The 17949-nt window shown below is 51.9% G+C and carries 13 protein-coding genes and 2 tRNA genes; 5 read left to right on the forward strand and 10 right to left on the reverse strand.

Features of this window, described 5'->3' with window-relative positions; translation table 11 throughout:
* The coding region (locus tag KXG62_RS12960; RefSeq protein WP_218092403.1) for an IS3 family transposase at positions 1 to 229 on the forward strand (229 nt) is incomplete at its 5' end.
* 287 nt (positions 230 to 516) lie between these two features.
* Here the strand turns inward: KXG62_RS12960 and KXG62_RS12965 are convergent.
* The 3 genes from KXG62_RS12965 to KXG62_RS12975 all read right to left on the reverse strand — a co-directional run bounded on the left by KXG62_RS12965 (position 517) and on the right by KXG62_RS12975 (position 6702).
* On the reverse strand, positions 517 to 1494 hold the full coding sequence (locus KXG62_RS12965) for a hypothetical protein (RefSeq protein ID WP_218092404.1): 978 nt from the start codon (positions 1492 to 1494) through the stop codon (positions 517 to 519).
* Positions 1495 to 2250: 756 nt separating this feature from the next.
* Positions 2251 to 3894: a TniQ family protein gene (locus KXG62_RS12970; protein ID WP_218092405.1), complete on the reverse strand. Its 1644-nt coding sequence runs from the start codon at positions 3892 to 3894 to the stop codon at positions 2251 to 2253.
* Between the two features lie 198 nt (positions 3895 to 4092).
* Complete coding sequence (locus tag KXG62_RS12975; RefSeq protein ID WP_218092406.1) at positions 4093 to 6702, reverse strand: adenosylcobalamin-dependent ribonucleoside-diphosphate reductase; 2610 nt, start codon at positions 6700 to 6702, stop codon at positions 4093 to 4095.
* A 609-nt stretch (positions 6703 to 7311) separates the two neighbouring features.
* Here KXG62_RS12975 and dat point away from each other — a divergent pair.
* On the forward strand, positions 7312 to 8154 hold the full coding sequence (dat, locus tag KXG62_RS12980; protein WP_218092407.1) for a D-amino-acid transaminase: 843 nt from the start codon (positions 7312 to 7314) through the stop codon (positions 8152 to 8154).
* 61 nt (positions 8155 to 8215) lie between these two features.
* Here dat and KXG62_RS12985 read toward each other — a convergent pair whose 3' ends face one another.
* Both KXG62_RS12985 and KXG62_RS12990 read right to left on the reverse strand, forming a co-directional pair.
* A complete protein-coding gene (locus KXG62_RS12985; protein WP_218092408.1) occupies positions 8216 to 9061 on the reverse strand; it encodes a lipoate--protein ligase family protein in 846 nt (281 codons plus the stop codon).
* 63 nt (positions 9062 to 9124) lie between these two features.
* On the reverse strand, positions 9125 to 10222 hold the full coding sequence (locus KXG62_RS12990; RefSeq protein WP_218092409.1) for a hypothetical protein: 1098 nt from the start codon (positions 10220 to 10222) through the stop codon (positions 9125 to 9127).
* A gap of 163 nt (positions 10223 to 10385) precedes the next feature.
* Between KXG62_RS12990 and KXG62_RS12995 the strand changes: the two genes are divergently transcribed.
* The 3 genes from KXG62_RS12995 to KXG62_RS13005 all read left to right on the forward strand — a co-directional run bounded on the left by KXG62_RS12995 (position 10386) and on the right by KXG62_RS13005 (position 14366).
* Positions 10386 to 12179 carry a DEAD/DEAH box helicase gene (locus tag KXG62_RS12995; protein WP_218092410.1) on the forward strand — a complete coding sequence of 598 codons (1794 nt, stop codon included), beginning with the start codon at positions 10386 to 10388 and terminating at the stop codon, positions 12177 to 12179.
* Position 12180: 1 nt separating this feature from the next.
* Positions 12181 to 13224 carry a YqhG family protein gene (locus KXG62_RS13000; protein WP_218092411.1) on the forward strand — a complete coding sequence of 348 codons (1044 nt, stop codon included), beginning with the start codon at positions 12181 to 12183 and terminating at the stop codon, positions 13222 to 13224.
* Between the two features lie 206 nt (positions 13225 to 13430).
* Positions 13431 to 14366, forward strand: coding sequence for a hypothetical protein (locus KXG62_RS13005; protein ID WP_218092412.1), 936 nt, complete (start codon positions 13431 to 13433; stop codon positions 14364 to 14366).
* 102 nt (positions 14367 to 14468) lie between these two features.
* On the opposite strand, the gene KXG62_RS13010 is transcribed toward KXG62_RS13005, so the two are convergent.
* The 5 genes from KXG62_RS13010 to KXG62_RS13030 all read right to left on the reverse strand — a co-directional run bounded on the left by KXG62_RS13010 (position 14469) and on the right by KXG62_RS13030 (position 17907).
* Entirely contained in the window at positions 14469 to 14663 is a 195-nt protein-coding gene (locus tag KXG62_RS13010; protein ID WP_218092413.1) for a YqzE family protein, read from the reverse strand.
* A 240-nt stretch (positions 14664 to 14903) separates the two neighbouring features.
* Entirely contained in the window at positions 14904 to 16613 is a 1710-nt protein-coding gene (gene argS / locus KXG62_RS13015; protein ID WP_218092414.1) for an arginine--tRNA ligase, read from the reverse strand.
* A 479-nt stretch (positions 16614 to 17092) separates the two neighbouring features.
* Complete coding sequence (locus KXG62_RS13020) at positions 17093 to 17578, reverse strand: GNAT family N-acetyltransferase (protein ID WP_218092415.1); 486 nt, start codon at positions 17576 to 17578, stop codon at positions 17093 to 17095.
* Between the two features lie 124 nt (positions 17579 to 17702).
* Positions 17703 to 17787 (reverse strand) — tRNA-Leu (locus tag KXG62_RS13025).
* Between the two features lie 36 nt (positions 17788 to 17823).
* A tRNA-Leu gene (locus KXG62_RS13030) sits at positions 17824 to 17907 on the reverse strand.
* Positions 17908 to 17949: the final 42 nt, after the last annotated feature.

A 17949-nucleotide genomic window follows, 5' to 3' on the forward strand; every position in this document is an offset into this window, starting at 1 on the left:
CGGCACGGGGCGTTGTTATGATAACGCACGAATGGAAAGCTTCTTTGCTACGCTCAAGAAAGAGAAGCTGTACAAGATCAAGACCGAGTACTATCCGATGGCCTACATTAAATCGATCATCTTCAGATACATCATGGTCTACTACAATAGACGGCGGATCTACACCTCTAATCCAGGGGGCTGGCCGCCATCCATTTATCGCGAAAGAATGCTGTCGCAAGCAGCTTAGTAACGGGATACCTGTATGAGTGTGTTTTCAAACTGCACTTTTATTGACAACTCCATAGACAAGATGTGTTATCCCACGCGGTTTATCAAAATACAAACCATCAGCCTCCTTAAATAAGTAATAGACTGACCTCACAAATAAAAACAGTGGCAGCCAAGGACTGAGAAAATGTCCTAGACTGCCGCTGTTTTTTTGCTAACGTTCTCTGCTATGTTAGTGATCCTCAATTTATTGAAATACCTGTAGGTAATTATGTCGGTAATGTGCCGCAATCTATGAAGAGGGTCTTAGAAGGTACCAGAGACATGCCATTCTATTGATTCGTGTTTTTTATAACTCCCCCCGATTTGAAATCCCAAAGCTAATAATTTACAACTTATATTACCGTCAATGCCAAAGTCATTGTCATTTTTAATAAATAATGAAAAGTCTTTTAATCCGTGAAGTAACCTCCCTTGAATAATTGGGTTCCACATTGGATCTTGGTTGTACCAAAATATATTTTGGGGTATGTAAGGTTCTCTACCTTCGGCAAATTCAGCCTTAAATACCCGTTGCGTGTTAGAATCCCGCAATTGCGTATAATTAGCCTCTATTTTAAAAGGAAATCTCGATAGTATTGCATCACCTGAAAAATCTCTAGAAAGACCTACACTATTCTCTATCTGAATCTTAGTGGCACCCAGACACATTAGCAGATTAATTGCTTCGATGAATTTATCTTCAAAGATCAAAGGATGAAAATCAGAAAGTGGATAGTACCTATTCTTATCATAAGGATGGGCTGAGTAAAGAGTATTCGCTTTTGGATGACCCATCGGAAATTCTAGTTGTAACATCGCACATTCAAATTCAGAAATTAAATTGATCCCTTCTGTCCCCATACCCAAACTATGCAAATTTATCTTTTCGAAATAATAACTATTAATACCTAGCTTATTTTTACGCATTTCATAGTAACTATCTTCGTACAATGCTAATAATTTAGTATACTGTTCTGCTTTACTAGGATCGCCTGATATGCGTTGTCTTAACCCCTCAGATTTTATATAAAACCGATCTTCTGACTCTTCCAATGACTTAAGTATAGACTGACGTGCACCAGATAATGATCTGTGTTCATTTATTAAATTATTATACCCCCGAGTATCATCTTGCAAAAACTGTGGTTCAAATATCACTAGTTGGCGATCATGATAACTTTGTTTATAAAACGATTCCTTTAAATTATCTGCGTATAATTTCCCGGCATCCGTTAGATTCATTATGTATACCTCCGTTGTAGTTCAAGGTTGAACGATTCTCTCTAGTATCTTTTTTTATAACTGTTTCTGCCGGTTAACGTGCGTTTTCAGTTTATGTTCGATCACTATACATGACTCAATCCCTCCAAGACAATTATCCCATTAGAAGATCGTGGCATCCAGCAAAACTGCCCCGTAATGAACTGAGCAGTCAGTCTAGAACTTTATTTTCTCAGTCTAATACTTTATTTTCCAGATCACAATTTTATTTTCTGCTAACACTTGCACGAATAAGTTAGCCGCTAACTGTCTGAAATCATAAATAATAAAGTCTATTGTCCCATATCGTTGTACACATATAAACAAAGAAAGAACGCTTTACAGCACTCTTTCTTTGTAAAAAAGTCTTGATAATTTGAATCTATAAACGGCGGTTTTTCGTTTTTCTGCGCAACGCTCTGTAAATTCCACGTCCTGCCCAGAAAGCTCCGAGCAACGAGGAAACGAACTTAAGTACGATAGTAGCTTTTTTTGAAAAATGGAATCATAGGCACTCTCAACTCCTGATAGAAATGAATTGGCGCGCCCATGACTCCACCGTCCACATTGTCTGCCTTAATAATACCATATTTAACCTAACCTACCTAATTGTTTTAATTACATAGGATTTCGTCTAAGATCAACAGTCGTTAAAAAAACTAAAGGGAGGGGACAGCATCAGCCAATATTTCAATCGTGTAAATACTTTTACTTTGCTTAAATTTGACTAATGTCATTTTAAAGCCAACCTGAAATTCCCAAACGCCGATGTTTCCTAACTTCGTTTATGCTCATCTTATCGAACAAAAAAAGTATTTCTTCAACACATGCTTTCAAATAATAAGGTGTGCCTTCGTGTCCCTGTAGGTAGAAACCTTCCAGTTGACCTGCATTGAGCAAGGCATACCCTAATTTCTCCATTACCGTAGGGCGAGGTAAATAATCTTCAAGATCATTACTGAGAGCTTGTAATGCACAAATGACCTCTTCTTTTTTATAGAGATATTTTCGCACCCTATGCCTAGATTTAAAAAATATCTTTACTCCGACACGATCCAAATAATTAATAAGAGTTTTTGAATCCCAGATGCTGCTGGGAAGAAATTCATCAATGGTTGCATATTTATCAAATGCGTCCTTCTGTTGCAATAGCGTATTAAAATGATAACATTTCTCCCCTATGTATGTCCGACTAGGTATACCAATGAACTCACAGATTATAGTAATTGAAAGTTTATCTTTGTCTAGAACACGAGCGACTTCTTCCAGCGAATAGTAATTGAAACTATGTTTGGCATTGCGGAATTCGTTCAATATTAATGAAATTTGGTTTTTATGTATAAGTTTTCGGTGATTTCGCGGATGCGTTACTAATGTTATATTTAATTTTCTCAAACACTTATGCAAAACCTCTTGAGGTATATTATATAGCATCTTTAATGTGGCAATTTGTAAATAATTATTATCATATTCAATATTCTCTGATGTAAATTTGTGATAACCACCATACCCTACTTCGTCCAAATAAGAATGCCATAACAAATTATTGAGTCTTTGATCAGTTATCATATAAATAAATCTCGAAAAAAATCCTTGAATTTTATTGTGATTATTTGCGAATTGATCCTGCAGAAATAAAATTAATTTTGTAGGCCAAGCTGACAATAGTTGACGTGCATGCGTCATCAATTGAAATTGAATTTTTATGTCTCGGAAATATCCATTGTATGCAAGCCTCTTCTTCTCAGTATTACTCATATCCAAATTATAGAAATTCGTTTTATCAACTAGATAATAGGATAACCATTGAGTTAGGATTAATTGTTCCATATTACTAAGCGAATGGGAGAGGAATGGGGAATCAACCCCCATAAACTCACCTGATCCTGATAAATACTCTTCAATTTGAGGAGTACTCTGGGCATTACTTTTCCTATATTCGAATGAACAGTTTCCACACTTTCCTAGTGTAACATCCTTAATATTGATTTTTGCATGACAACATGGGCACTGATCTAATAAATAGATTTTGTGTTCAAAACAATAAGTATGATGAGTTAAACACCAAAAAGCCCTGTGATACTGTTTAAGATTTAAACATTCTGGGCAGCAGCGGGTATATAACTTCGTTTTCCACTCAGGTAAGGTAAGTCCTTGTAAATACCAGTTGTATGGGTAAATCTGGTCTTCAGTAATAGATTGGCCGGTTAAATCATGAATCTTACCCAAGTTATATTGGATGTCTTTCTCTTTCGCATAATCACGAATATACTTAATGTTTAGATCTTTAAGTTCACGATGATTTATGAATGCTAATCTATATAAGAACCCTTCTAAAGATTCATCAGAGTATTTATCTATCCGGTTAGGTAGCATTTTCATCAGACATCGTCTCTTTTCGGCAGAAATAAGGTAGACAATTTCCATCATTGCCTACCCCGTTGTATTTTTATTCAACTAAGTGCATAAAAGAATGTTTCTAACGAATTCTGCAACAAACCGTCTAACGAATTATGAAACAATTCCAATTAATTCTGGAATTTCACATTTATTTAATTACAGCTCATGACACAGAAAAACTTAACTACACTTGCTATAACCGCAGTTGCTGCAATTTTTGCAGCCTTCCGTATTAATCAGCGAGGCGGAGCCGCAGGACGGGCACAGGTCCAGCGAGGTTGCCGCATTGCGGGTAACCGCGTACTGCGCGGTCGTCTCCATGACGACCTCTTGTGTGGCAGTGACGTAGTCGTCTGCGCTGTCTGTGGACTCGCCGTGCATTTCCAGCGCCTTGGCGACCGCGTCGGCGATCGATTCGACACGGTTGGCGCCGAAGCCGATGGCGCCGGAACCGCCGATGCCTTTCAGATGCTTCGTCAGCAGTTGTACCTTGTCGCCGTGATCGCCGTAGCGAAGGAACAAGGAGCAGACGCGGCCGAGCGCTTCGGACATGGCGAACACATCGGAACCGGCTTTGCCGACGTTCATAAAAATTTCGCTCGGGCTGCCGTTCATATCGTTAATCGTAATATAAGCCATGCCGAATGGCGTATTGAACTTGTACGTAGCGCCGCGCAAAATTTGCGGACGGCGTTTGTACTGCTTGTCGAAGGTGCGCTCCGTCTTCGCGTCGACCTTCACGGCCAGCGATTGCGACAAATTCGTCAGCGACGATTCCTCCGATCGGCTTGCGGTCTCGGCAGCCGGGGCTGCTTGCGCTGCCGCTTCGGCCGGCTTCGCCTCCGCCGACTTCTCTTCCTTCTTGTCGGTGCTCAGCACCTGCACGTCACGGCTGCCGTCGCGGTAGATCGTAACGCCCTTGCAGCCGAGATCGAAGGCCAGCTCGTACAGCCGCTTCGTTTCTTCGACCGTGAAGTCGGACGGGCAGTTCGCCGTCTTGGAGATCGAGCTGTCGACCCATTTTTGAATGGCCGCTTGCGCGCGGATATGATCCTCCGCCGACAAATCCATCGCAGTGACGAAGTGGCTTGGGAGTTCCTGACCCGGGTGCTGATCTTTCCACTGCTGCGCGATCGGCACATATTGCTTATCGAAGCCGAGACGGCTTTGACGGTAATATTCGAAGGCAAAGTACGGCTCTATCCCGGTCGACGTACCGACCATCGTTCCCGTACTGCCGGTCGGCGCCTGCGTGATGACCGTTACGTTTCGCATTCCTTTGTTCTTGATCGCCGCGCCGACTTCCGGGAATACGTCCACCATGTTTTTCATGAAGCCGCTTTGCAGAAACTTCTCGCAGTCGAAATGCTGGAACGAGCCCTTTTCCTCGGCGATGTCGGCGGAAGCCAGATAAGACTCCTTCGCCATAAAGCCGTACAGCTTGTCGAGGAATTCAAGCGATTCCGCACTGCCGTAGCGGATGCCCAGCTTGATCATCAGCTCGGCAAGGCCCATGGAGCCAAGCCCGATGCGACGCTCACCCTGCTGGTTGACTCGGTTCTCTTCGAAGTGGTAAGGTGTCTTGTCGATTACGTTATCCAGGAATCGGGTGGAGTAACGGACGACCTTCGACAGTTCCTCCCACGCCACATCGTTGTTCGCCTCGTCGTAGAACTTGGACAAGTTGATGGCCGACAAGTTGCATACGCCCCACGCCGGCAGCCCTTGCTCTCCGCACGGATTCGTACAGATGATCGGATTGAAGTACCAGCTGTTGGACATCTGATTGTAATATTCCATGAAGACGACGCCCGGCTCGGCCGATTTCCAGGCGGACTCAATGATCGTATGCCACACATCGCGCGCCTTAACGGTGCGGTAGTGGATAATGTTCCTGCCGGACTTCCTCCACTTCTCCAGATCGCCGTCCCAGATGTCGTCATACTCCGGATCGGCTGTATCGGGATAGACAAGCTCCCAATCGAGATCTTCCTTGACCGCCTTCATGAAGCTGTTGCTGACGCAAACGGATAAGTTGGCGTTTGTAATTTGTCCCATCGTTTGCTTCACGGTAATGAAGTCGACGACGTCCGGATGCCAGTCATTGATCATCAGCATCAGCGCGCCGCGGCGGCTGCCGCCCTGCTCGATCAGGCCGGTCGTGTAACTGAACAGGCCGCCCCAGGATACGGCGCCGCTCGAAGAGCCGTTGACGCCCCTGACCACGGAACGACGAGGACGGAGCGAGGACAGGTTGATGCCTACGCCGCCGCCGCGCGCCATAATTTCCGTCATCTCCGACAACGTAGCCATAATGCCGCCACGGCTGTCGTGAGGAGACGGGATCACGTAACAGTTGAACAAGGTAAGCTCGTCGCTCGCATCCGCGCCGGCAGCGATCCGGCCGCCCGGCACAAGCTTCCAGTCATCCAATATGTAGCGGAATTTCTCCGTCCATTCTTTTTTCTTCTCAGGAGAAGCTTCTACGGAAGCCATTGCAGCGGCCAAGCGATCCCACATTTGTCCGGGCGTTTTCTCCAGCGTCAGCGTCAGCTTTTCAACGGCGGATTCGACGATGTCACCGTTCCTCAGCTTGACCTTGACCTGTCTTCCTTGACGTTCGACGACTTCACCCACCTCTTTGGCAGGAAACTTCGGATCGTCTTTCGTAAGCACGAGCACCGTATCGCCTACTTTCGTATGGCTTGTATCGGCGTCTTTCATCGCGTAACGGTCAAGAAATATTTTCTCGCTTAGGCCTTCCAATTTGGTTTGCTGCATGATCTTCAAATCGACAACCTCCCGGAAATGGTATTCATGTGAGGGCATGGAACCTGCCCTCGAATTCGACATGATCTAGAAACAAAGACAAGCATCCGAACCGGTCTGGCTGCCCGTTCCGGCCGCGCAAAGACAAGTGCCGGAAGACCAAAAACGTCAAAAAAGGCGCTATAAAGCCATTTCTGACGAGTGGTGCACGCTTATCCATTTTCTGAAAAATCACAATATCTGGTATGCGAAATTCATTATACAATACAATATATAGTGTTTCTAATGAATCGCCGGCGATTTTGGCGCTGAAATTCCGGCAACAGGACCGAAAGCTTCTATTTGCTCTATCAATCTCTCTTTTTTGTCTTACCAAATCTCCATTTCATTCGACACCGTTCGATTCGATTGCAGGTCCGAAGGAACTATGTCTTCTGCCCGTAAGACCTATTGCCTTGATTCCATCTGCGGGGAACATAGAAAAATCGATTTTGACAACCGATGCTGCACTTGTTAGTCTAATATCGATAATAACATAAGCGTACGTAAAAAGCAAACAAACGTTCGCCTCATAAGATCAACATCACACCCAACCCCATCCCTACATACTGATCGGAGGAAGATGCAGACATGCAGCAAATCTACTTGTATCAAGACCGGCTGACTCCGTTGACGGAAGTTCATATTTCGCCGGAGGACCGGGGCTATTACTTCGGAGACGGCGCCTATGAGGTATTTCGGGTGTACAACGGAAAACTGTACGAAACGGAAGCCCATTTCACGCGATTGAACAAAACGGTGGACGCGCTGCGTATCCACCTTCCCCTCGGCCAACCGGCTCTCACGCAGCGGCTGGAGGAGCTGATCCAAGCAAACGGACTGCAGGATGGTATCGTATACATGCAGATTACGAGAGGCGCCGCTGCCCGCGTTCACGCTTTTCCATCCGGCGCCGAACCGGTGCTCATGGCCTATACCCAGACGCTCGCGCGTCCGTATGCCTCTATGGAACAGGGCATCGCGGCCATCACAGCGGACGACATCCGCTGGCTGCGCTGCGACCTGAAGACGCTGAACCTGCTCCCCAACGTCATGGCCAAGCAGACCGCCATCGACCGGGGCGCCGGCGACGTTATCTTTCACCGCAGCGGCACCGTGACTGAGTGCAGTTCCTCCAACATCATGATGGTCAAAAACGGCGTCGTGCGCACCCATCCGGCGAACAACCTGATATTGCACGGCGTGACGAGAGCGGTTGTGCTGCGCCTGGCGCAGGCGGAAGGCATTCCGGTTCAGGAGATGCCATTTACGGTGGAAGAGCTGCTGGAAGCCGACGAAGCGTTCATCACCGGCACGACGGTGGAAGTCACTCCCGTGACGAGCGTCGACGGCAAGCCGATCGGCGACGGGAGCCCGGGAGCGGTCACCCGCAGGCTGCAGCAGGCGTTCGATACCTCCATTCCAACCGCATAAACGCAACAAAGCGGAAGTCAGACCCCTGTCCTCAAAAAAAACCTTCGGAGGAGCTGCTCGCTCATCTCCGAAGGTTCCATGCTTCACTGCCATACTTCTCCTGCGCCAGCTGCTGCGCCAGCTCCTCCTCGTACGCGGTCAGCTCGCCGGGAATAAGCTCCACGCGCAAGCCTTCCGCAATACCTTCCCGAAACGCCGTCTCCACGTCCGCCAGTCCAACGGCAGGCCGATTCACGCTATGAAGCACGTCATTGATCGCAACCGCTTTTTTCAAAAATTGCTGCTTCATCCGCTCCATCACCCGTTCGTTTGAGAAACGAAGCAGCCGGAACAGCTGGTCTGCGTCAAGGTCGAGCAAAATCGAACCGTGCTGCAGCACGACGCCCTTCTGCCTCGTTTGCGCGCTTCCCGCAACCTTGCGTCCCTCCACGACAAGCTCGTACCAGGATGGCGAGTCGAAACAGGCCGCCGAGCCCATCGAAGCATATTTCTCCTTCTCTTCCTCGTTGACCAACTGCACCATATCCGCCGCCAGACCCAGCTTGCGGAAGCCGAGCAGCAGTCCTTCGCTCAGCACGCGGTACGCCTCGGTGACGCTGCGCGGAATACCCGGGTAGCTCTCCGACACGATGATGCTGTACGTCAGCTCCCGGTCGTGCAGCACCGCCCGCCCGCCGGTCGCCCGGCGCACGAAGCCGATCCCCTCACGCTCAAGCGCTTCAAAGTCGACCTCGTCGTTCGCCTTCTGAAAGTAACCGACCGACAGCGTCGCCGGGTTCCAGCCGTAAAACCGGACCGTCGGCGGCACCTTCCCTTCGCTATGCGCCGTCAAGATCGCTTCGTCCACCGCCATATTATATTCCGGGGAGCACTGCCCCGAATAAATAAACCTCCACTGTTCCGTCATGCCGTCTGCACCTTCTTCATTAGATTCGGAACTTGTACGATTTCGTTACCCTTCAACAATACCTTATCTCTTCACGCTGATCCAGCGTCCTGCCTCCAGCCCTTCGATCACGACCGTCCGGTCCGGCTTCTCCGTCGCTTCCGTTCCGATAAAAGCAAGCGCCCCGTCCTCGGCCAGCGCCACAAATTCACTCTCTGTCCGCTCCAGGGCGACCGGTTGATGGTCCCAGGCCAGATGCACCTGCTTCCGCGACTTTAGATCGAGCAGCGACAGCGGTTTTTCCAGCTCCGGGTTGCTGCCGGTCGCATCATGCCGCGCAATGAGCATTTTGCCGTTCAGCGCCCGGATGGCGAATGAATACGGCCGCGTATTGCTGACGAAATTTCCGGTTAGCTCGTATGGATTTTGCTGCGGATTGAATCGGAATATTTTATTGGACCATTCATTCTTGTGCCGCTGAGAGATCATCAGGTAGAGTTCGCCGTTTGTGTCCACCTCCGCCTCATCAAGCGGGTACCGGCGCGGCTGTTGAATCAGCTTGTCCCACTGGCCGGTCGCAAGGTCCAGCTTGGATACATTGGAACTGGTCGAAGCGTTGTTCGACGTGACGATCCAGACGGTATTGCCGCTGCCTCGTACGTCCTCCACCCCGCCGGGCATCATCCATTCCTTGACCCATTGGCGCTGCTTCAACTGATAGATGCCGACCTTCGTATAATCGCCGTCCGGCTGCGGCGTTACCTCGGCGGAAGCGAGAAAAGCCAAGTCCCCGTTCACATAGCTGAGCCTCGGAGCCATGGCCGGCGTCGCCACCTGGTCGTAGCCGTCTTTGTTGTTGTCATGTACATACAACCCCCGGAAGCCATTCGGGTTATCCGGTTCGAATACGGTCACGACCGCATGATCCTTCGTATAGCAAACCGAGCTGATCGGCTGCTCCGTATGCAGCACTTCCTGCGCGCGCTGCGCCTTGCTGTCTACACTGAACACCCGATGGTCGTCGGCAACGAGCAGATCCCCGTAAGCGCGGTCCGCCTGCGCCCTCTTTCCGGCGGAAGGAGCTTCGCTCCCCTCCGGGGGCAATAACGCAGCAGACTGGCAGCCCGTGCCCGCAATGAGCAGCCAAACGGCCGTTACGCCGCACAGCATGATTTTCTTCATCGTCCCTCTACCTTCCTCACTCGCTCGACATGACGACGAGAACTTGTCCCGCAGAAGTCTCCTCCCCATCATAATGCATCCCCTTTCGGTTTGAAAGACCGTATTTTGAGCATAATAAATGGTAACTCTATGCATTCCGCGATGGAAAAGGGGCGCCGTATCTATGCAAACATCGAATGAATCCAATGAACGCGTGCGGCAGCTGAACGATCATGTGCAGATGCATTTTGACCGCGAATGGTTCGAAGAGCTGCACGGCAGAGCGTTGGGCAACGGACCGTGGGACGGATGGACGATGTACAAGCTCGCCTATGAGACGGAGCAAGCGGGCTTGATCCGCAGCTTCGACGAGCTGCAATGCCTGACCCACCTGCCAGGTCTCGTCCCGATGGAACATCAGCTCGAAACAGCCAGGAAAGTGCTGGTCGATATGCGGGGTCGGGCCATTCTGGCCGATGAAGTGGGTCTGGGCAAAACGATCGAGGCCGGCTTGATCCTGAAGGAATACTTGATTCGCGGACTGGTGAAAAAAGCGCTTATTCTGGTACCCGCCTCGCTCGTGCTGCAATGGGTGCGCGAGCTGAACCAAAAGTTCGGCATTCCCGCCGTGGCGCAAAAGAAAGAATACATGTGGGTGCAAAACGACATCGTCGTCGCTTCGATGGATACAGCCAAACGCGATCCGCATCGCGAAATTGTGCTCGGCCTCGAATACGACCTGCTGATTGTGGACGAAGCGCATAAGCTGAAAAACAAAAAAACGACCAATTACCAATTCATCAACGAGCTTCGCAAAAAATACTGCCTGCTGCTGACGGCGACGCCGGTGCAAAACGATTTGAAGGAGCTGTACAACCTGATTACGCTGCTCAAGCCGGGGCAGCTCGGCGGCCAGACGAGCTTTCAGGCGAACTTTGTCGTCGACAAGCGCGTGCCGAAGAACGAGGAACAGCTGCAGCAGGAGCTCTCCAAGGTCATGATCCGCAACCGGCGCAGCGACGGCAATGTCAACTTCACGAAGCGGATCGTGCGCAACATCCCGCTCCAGCTGTCCGATGAGGAGCAAGCGCTGTATGACGGCGTCACCCATTTTGTCAAAGGGCGGTATGAGGAAGCCGGAGGCGACCTTGGCAGCGTCCTGTCGCTCGTAACGCTGCAGCGTGAAGTCTGCTCCAGCCGGGACGCGGTGTTCATCACCCTCGTCAATCTGTTCAAAAAAACGGCCGAGGATTCGCCCCTGCGCCCCAAAATTTGGGAGCTGGTCGAGCTGATCCGCGGCATTAAAGCAAATACGAAAGCGGAAAAAACGATGGAGCTGGTCCAGGACATCAACGACAAAGTCATTATATTTACCGAGTACCGGGCGTCGCAGGAATATTTGCTGCAATATTTGAAGGATCACAAAATTACAGCCGTTCCGTACCGCGGCGGCATGAACCGGGGCAAAAAAGACTGGATGATGGACCTGTTCCGCAACCGGGCGCAGGTGCTCGTCGCTACCGAAGCCGGCGGCGAAGGCATCAACCTGCAATTTTGCCACAACATGATCAATTTCGATCTACCGTGGAATCCGATGCGCGTCGAGCAGCGGATCGGCCGCGTCCACCGTCTCGGGCAAAAGGAAGACGTCAACATCTTCAACCTGTCGACGCAAGGAACGATCGAGGAATATATATTGTCGCTGCTGCACGAGAAGATCAACATGTTCGAGCTGGTCATCGGGGAGCTGGACACCATCCTGGAGCGTTTCGAGAAGAAGACATCGCTCGAATCGCATTTGGCGAAGATGATTTTGTCCTCTGCCAGTCAGGAGGATATGCGCAGGCAGCTGGACGATTTGGGCCGCTCTTTCACCATGCTGAAGTCCGAAGTGGAGCAGGAGCAAGTGGAAGGCGCCGGACTGCAGCGTATGCTGAACGCCGTCGGCCAGACGATCCAGACGGAGGTGCAGCCGTAGCATGATGACGACAGAGGAAATCCGCACGTTCGTCCTCAAATATTTGGATGCGGAAAAATGCGACATTCTCGAGAAGCATCCCGCCTACGTCACGGTCAAGCTGTCCGTCTCGGCGGACAAGGACTTGACGCACCGGCCGTATTATTGGGGCTTCGTGGAACGGACGGGCGTCACGCCGGAGACGATGACCTGCACGTACATCTTCGATCCGCAGACGTATCGTGAGCTGCAGCCGCACGGAGCGCCGGGCGGACCGGCGCCAGGCATCAGCACCGCAGCGCCTCCGGGCACGGCTTCAGCGCCCGCTCCGGCCGCTCAGCCTGCCAGCGGAGAACCGGCAGCGTCTCAGACAGCCGGCGGGCCGCAGCCGCAAGGAGACAGCATCCTCGGCCGCTACTTCGGCTTCGTGCCGACGACATTCACCGCGCGCATCCCCCGCGACGAGCTGACGTACGGCAGCGGCAAGCTTGAGCAAATTTTCAGCGCGGTCCGCGCCAAAGGGCGCTTCGTACGCTTATTCGAGCAGTACGCGTCGGAGCCGTCGAAGCAGCCGCAAACCGTACCGTACGAAAGCTGGCTCGGCGTGAATTACAAAGTCGAGCTGGCTTCCGACATGAAGCGCAGCGAGATTCACTCCATCGGCATTCAGCTGCAGACCGGCGAAATTCGCGAGCGGTTTCACGACTGGGTGCTGCCGCGCAAGCTCACGCCGCGCCTGCCCGCGCATGTCTACGTCACGCCCGACCGGGTCGCCCTGCCGCGAGCCGTTCTGTTCCTCGAAGAGCATTTGGAACGGAAGCTTGCTGCTTACGATCACAGCTGGGCGCAGCAGGCGCAGCTGCGGCTGGAAGATGAGCGGATCCGTGTAAAGGATTACTACGAGCCGATGCTGCAGGCGGCCGAACCGGATAAAAAGCCCGAAATCGAAGCCCAATATGCCGGTCGCTTGCAGGAAGTCGAGTGGCAGTACCGCCCGCGCATCCAAATATCCGTCATCAACTGCGGTTTGTTTCATTTCCCGCAGACGAACGGGAGAGCGTACTGACGAACGACCGCGAACGAAAGCGTATTTACGGGAAAACTTTTTTGATGCCGGCTACAGGTTCTAACAAACTTTTTAGCGCATACCATATAAAATAAAGGCATATTCGCACCGGCACGCGCATACGGCCTTCGGCTCAGGACGCTTTGAGCGGCATCTTCGACTTGAAGCGGCCGGCCGCCTATCCTACTAGCGAAGCAGGTGAATTGATGAAATTAAGAACGTTAGGACTTGCCGCGTTCCTGCTGTGTACAAGCATGCTGCTCGCGCAGCCTTACCCTTCCGCAGCGCTGCAGCAGCCTGTCGCTCCCGCTGAATCGCGGCAAACGGCGGCAAGCGTCTCTGCCCCTGGCATTCCGGAAGAAATTCGCTCCGCCTCGTTGTCTGAGGCAGCCAACCGGTTCATTCTCGTCTTGTCGGCCCAGCCGGGCTTCGAGCAATGGAAGCAAGGCACATGGACAAGCTATCCGCTCGGTCCCGGGACTCACGGCTGGGTCATTCTTATCTCGTCCAGCGGCCGCGACATCGGCTACTTGGTCCTGAACGATGCAGGACCGGGGACGTACCGTCTGGCCGAATACGGCAACGGCGAATTCCCGCTGTTCAGCATGCAAACGCTGTACCGCAGTATGGTGCAGCTGGAACTGATCGATTATGCTTATACCACTGAACGATTGTATTACAACCCGCTGCAAGCCTTATGGAAAGTATCCGTGCAAGGGGCGGACCGCGAATGGTATCTCGATGCGAAGACCGGCGAGGAGTTCCCGTTTCAGGACGGGAGCAAGCTGCCGAAGCCGGAAACCGGCACAAGCCCGGGAATAAAGCCGTTCACGAAAACCGAACCTGCGCATAATATAATAGAAGCCGGGCAAACGACGCCCGCTGAACCGAATCAGCGGCTGCCGTGGGTGCAAGGCAAACCGGAACCCGGTATGACGCAGCGGAAGCTGGAGGAATGGATCCGCAGCGCCCGCAAACCGGTCTTCTCGGCCGAGCTGTACGCGGGAAGCGTCATTGTGCCGCTGTCCGTATCCGGTTATCACGTATGGTCCGGCGGTGACGTCTATGTCAAAGTCCTCCAGGACGACGACCGTTACCTGCCCTTTGAAACGCTGGCTTCGTCCGGCGGGTTTTATCCTTAACTTACGGTTTTTCTCCTCTTCCCTATATAGAAAAGCTTTACGCCACACCGGACCGGCCTTGGCCAATTCCGCGGTGCAAAGCTTTTCCTTTTTTTTGCCCTCCTACTCTTTAATGCGGAAATAGCGTTCGCGCCAAATCCGCAGCGCCACCGGCAGCAGCCCGAACCAGCGGTACTGCCACTGCTCCCGCACTTCCTTGCGCCCCGCGCGGACTTGCTTGCGTACATCCTTGGGTGTTTCGATATATTTCACGACCTGTACTGTCAAATATTTCACCAGCTCGTCGCTCTTGGCCATTGTCTATCAACCTCCTCCGTTTAGTATAGTCAATAGAAGACGGCAGCAAACGCCAGGCCATACGAAACGAAGCCGGATCGTGACAATCGGTGACAAGCGTAAAATCACGGTCCGGTTGGTAGTCCGGATGCATGCACCGCGGCAAATAAGGCCCCGGCTGCAAAGAAACACCCGCAGCGGCGTGAAGAGCCTGAGCACAGGATTCTTCCGCTTCTGCGGGTGTTTTTCGTATGGATGCAACTATATTTTTTCCGGCGCGTCCAGACCGATTAAGCGTAATCCGTTCTTCAGCGTAACCCGCACGCTCTGCACCAGAGCAAGACGGGCGCTGCGAACCCCGGGATCATCTACGAGAATCGGGCACTCGTGGTAGAAGCGGTTGAAGCTTTGCGCCAGATCGACCAGGTACCGGCTGACAATGGAAGGCTCGAGCTTGAGCATCGCCTGCTCGACGCGCTCCTTGAACAAGTACAGCTCGCGCACAACGCCCTGCGCTTCCGCATTCGTCAGCTGTGCTGCATCGATCGCCGAAGCGTCAGGCTTGTCCGCGCCGTCTCCCGCCTTGCGCAGCACGCTGCACGCTCTTGCATGCGTGTATTGCACGTACGGGCCGGTCTCCCCTTCAAAATTGAGCGCTTCTTCCCAAGAGAACACGATATCTTTGATCCGATTGTTGCTCAGATCGTTGAAGATGATCGCGCCGACGCCGACCTTGCGGGCCACTTCGTCCTTGTTCTCCATGTTCGGATTCTTCTCTTCGATAATTTCCCGCGTCTTCTCGATCGCCTTCGCCAGTAATTCTTCAAGATGAATGACGTTGCCCTTCCGCGTGGAGAGCTTCGCGCCTTCCAGCGATACTTTGCCGAACGGCACGTGCTGCAGCTGCTTCGCCCAGTCGTAGCCCATCAGCTCGATCACTTTAAACCACTGCTGGAAGTGCAGGCTTTGCCCTGCGTCGGTCACGTAAATCGCCTTTTCGAAATCATACGTGTTTTTGCGGTAAATCGCCGCCGTCACGTCGCGCGTATGGTACAGCGTACCGCCGTCTTTTTTCACCATGAGCGCCGGAGGCATGTTGTAATCGTCCAGACGGACAAGCAGCGCGCCTTCGTCTTCCTCCAGCAGCTGCTTCGCTTTCAGTTCGTCCAGAATCGCCGCCATTTTGTCGTTGTAGAAGCTTTCGCCCGCATAGGAGTCGAACTTGACGCCCAGCAGGTCGTACATTTTGTGGAACTCCTTCAGGCTGATTTCCACGAACCAGCGCCACAGCTTCTCGGCCTCCGCGTCGCCCTGCTCCAGCTTCACGAACCAGGCGCGCGCTTCGTCCTCCATCTCCGGCTTCGCGTCCGCTTCGTCGTGAAATTTGACGTAGAGCCGCTGCAGCTCGTCAATGCCTTCAGCCTCCACCTTCGACTGCTCGCCCCACAGCTTGTACGCCACGATTAGCTTCCCGAACTGCGTCCCCCAGTCTCCGAGATGGTTGATGCCGACGCTGTTATAGCCCATGAATTGGAAAATGTTATACAGCGCGTTGCCGATCACGGTCGAACGGAGATGACCGATATGGAACGTCTTGGCGATATTCGGCGACGAGTAGTCGATGACGATGTTCTTGCCTTGTCCCGTCTCCTGCGAGCCATACCGCTCGCCCTTCTCCAGCACCTCCGAGAGCACATCGGAGGCGAACTTTGCCGGATTCAAATACACGTTGAAATAGCCGGATACTGCGTCTACGCGAGCAACCGCGTCGTTGCCCGACCATTTCGACTTCAGCTCCTCGGCGATCGCCTGCGGCGCCTTGCGAAGCTGTTTGCTCAGTTTAAAACAGGGCAGCGACAAATCGCCCATTTGCGGATTCGGCGGATATTCGACCAGCTCCGCAATCGATTCCTCCGCGACACCTTCAAGCTGTCCGGCCAATTGTCCGGCGAGCCATTGTTTGTAATTCATTACCGATGAACCCCTTTCGTCCTGCGACCGCACCATGGTCAAACACTGCCGGCCGAATGCAATCCCTATCTTACCGGACATGCCGGCGAAGCTGCATTCGCGTTCATTCGGAAGCTTGCCTTCAAAGACCCGCATCTTTCAGCCCGACTTCCCCGAAAGCTTGACAATGCTTGGTCCTTATGATGAAAGCTCCCGCCGGAGCGCTTCAAATCGTTAATAAAGCACCCCGTTCGGGGTGCCTTTATTCAAGCGGCATAGGCGCTCGTTTGCCAGTCTTTACATAACTTACATTATATCGGCCCGTGAAAATCGAGTCAAGCGGATCGGGACGCAGCACAGCCGCATCAACGCCAACTTTCATTATGCGTTCGATCATGATCATTTCTCCGCGGCAACCGCGAACTGTACGCGTCCTGCATGAAACGGCGAAAAGCAGCCTTCGGTCCCACTGGAGCGATCCGCGAGGCTGCTTTCCTTATTTACAATATTTTTTGCAGAAGGACCACGTTAAGGAGCCGGCCGAATTTGAATCCGACCTCGCGCATCGTGCCCACCGTGTCGAATCCGTACACATGATGGATATGAATGCTGTTGTCGTTCCCTTCCACGATGCGGGACAATACCGTGTGAAGGCCCGCCGCCTTCGATTCGGCCAAAAGCCGCTCGAACAGCGCTTTACCGATGCCTTGGCCGCGCTGACCTTCCCGTACGTACAGCGACAGCTCCGCAGTTCTCGCATAGGCGAGCCGGTCCGAATACCGGTTCGCCGAAGCCCATCCGACGACGGCGCCGTCCTGCTCCGCTACCAGCACCGGGTACGCGGCGCCATGCTGCTCGAACCATTGCTCCTGCTGCTCCAGCGTGCGCGGCACCGTATCGAAGGTCGCCACCGTATGCAGAATCGCATCATTATATATGTCGAGTATTTGGGGCAGGTCTGAGGAAACGGCTAATCGGATATGCATCGCTGTCTACTTCCTTCTTTCCATGTGATTATCTTCTCTTCTAAGGAAGGCTTCCGCACGAAGCCTACTCTTCAAAAAAAACCTTTCAGCAGGCTGCTGAAAGGTTGCACTTTATACATAAGAATGCGGTCGAGAGGACTCGAACCTCCACGGGGGGTTAGCCCACACGGACCTGAACCGTGCGCGTCTGCCAATTCCGCCACGACCGCATATACATTGCCGCATAAAAAGTGGGGTGGGAATGATGCGGTCAAGAGGACTCGAACCTCCACGGTTGTTACACCACTAGAACCTGAATCTAGCGCGTCTGCCAATTCCGCCATGACCGCAAATCCATATCATTCTCGCAAAGCCTTCTTTTTAGGAGACAA

This window comes from Paenibacillus solanacearum, from assembly GCF_910593845.1.
Lineage (GTDB): Bacteria > Bacillota > Bacilli > Paenibacillales > NBRC-103111 > Paenibacillus_G > Paenibacillus_G solanacearum.

Coding starts and splice junctions, on each gene's coding strand:
- argS (WP_218092414.1), bottom strand. CDS start 16,613: ATGAATTACAAACAATGGCTCGCCGGACAATTGGCCGGACAGCTTGAA.
- dat (WP_218092407.1), top strand. CDS start 7,312: ATGCAGCAAATCTACTTGTATCAAGACCGGCTGACTCCGTTGACGGAA.
- KXG62_RS13010 (WP_218092413.1), bottom strand. CDS start 14,663: ATGGCCAAGAGCGACGAGCTGGTGAAATATTTGACAGTACAGGTCGTG.
- KXG62_RS13000 (WP_218092411.1), top strand. CDS start 12,181: ATGATGACGACAGAGGAAATCCGCACGTTCGTCCTCAAATATTTGGAT.
- KXG62_RS12985 (WP_218092408.1), bottom strand. CDS start 9,061: ATGACGGAACAGTGGAGGTTTATTTATTCGGGGCAGTGCTCCCCGGAA.
- KXG62_RS13020 (WP_218092415.1), bottom strand. CDS start 17,578: ATGCATATCCGATTAGCCGTTTCCTCAGACCTGCCCCAAATACTCGAC.
- KXG62_RS12965 (WP_218092404.1), bottom strand. CDS start 1,494: ATGAATCTAACGGATGCCGGGAAATTATACGCAGATAATTTAAAGGAA.
- KXG62_RS13005 (WP_218092412.1), top strand. CDS start 13,431: ATGAAATTAAGAACGTTAGGACTTGCCGCGTTCCTGCTGTGTACAAGC.
- KXG62_RS12970 (WP_218092405.1), bottom strand. CDS start 3,894: ATGAAAATGCTACCTAACCGGATAGATAAATACTCTGATGAATCTTTA.
- KXG62_RS12990 (WP_218092409.1), bottom strand. CDS start 10,222: ATGAAGAAAATCATGCTGTGCGGCGTAACGGCCGTTTGGCTGCTCATT.
- KXG62_RS12995 (WP_218092410.1), top strand. CDS start 10,386: ATGCAAACATCGAATGAATCCAATGAACGCGTGCGGCAGCTGAACGAT.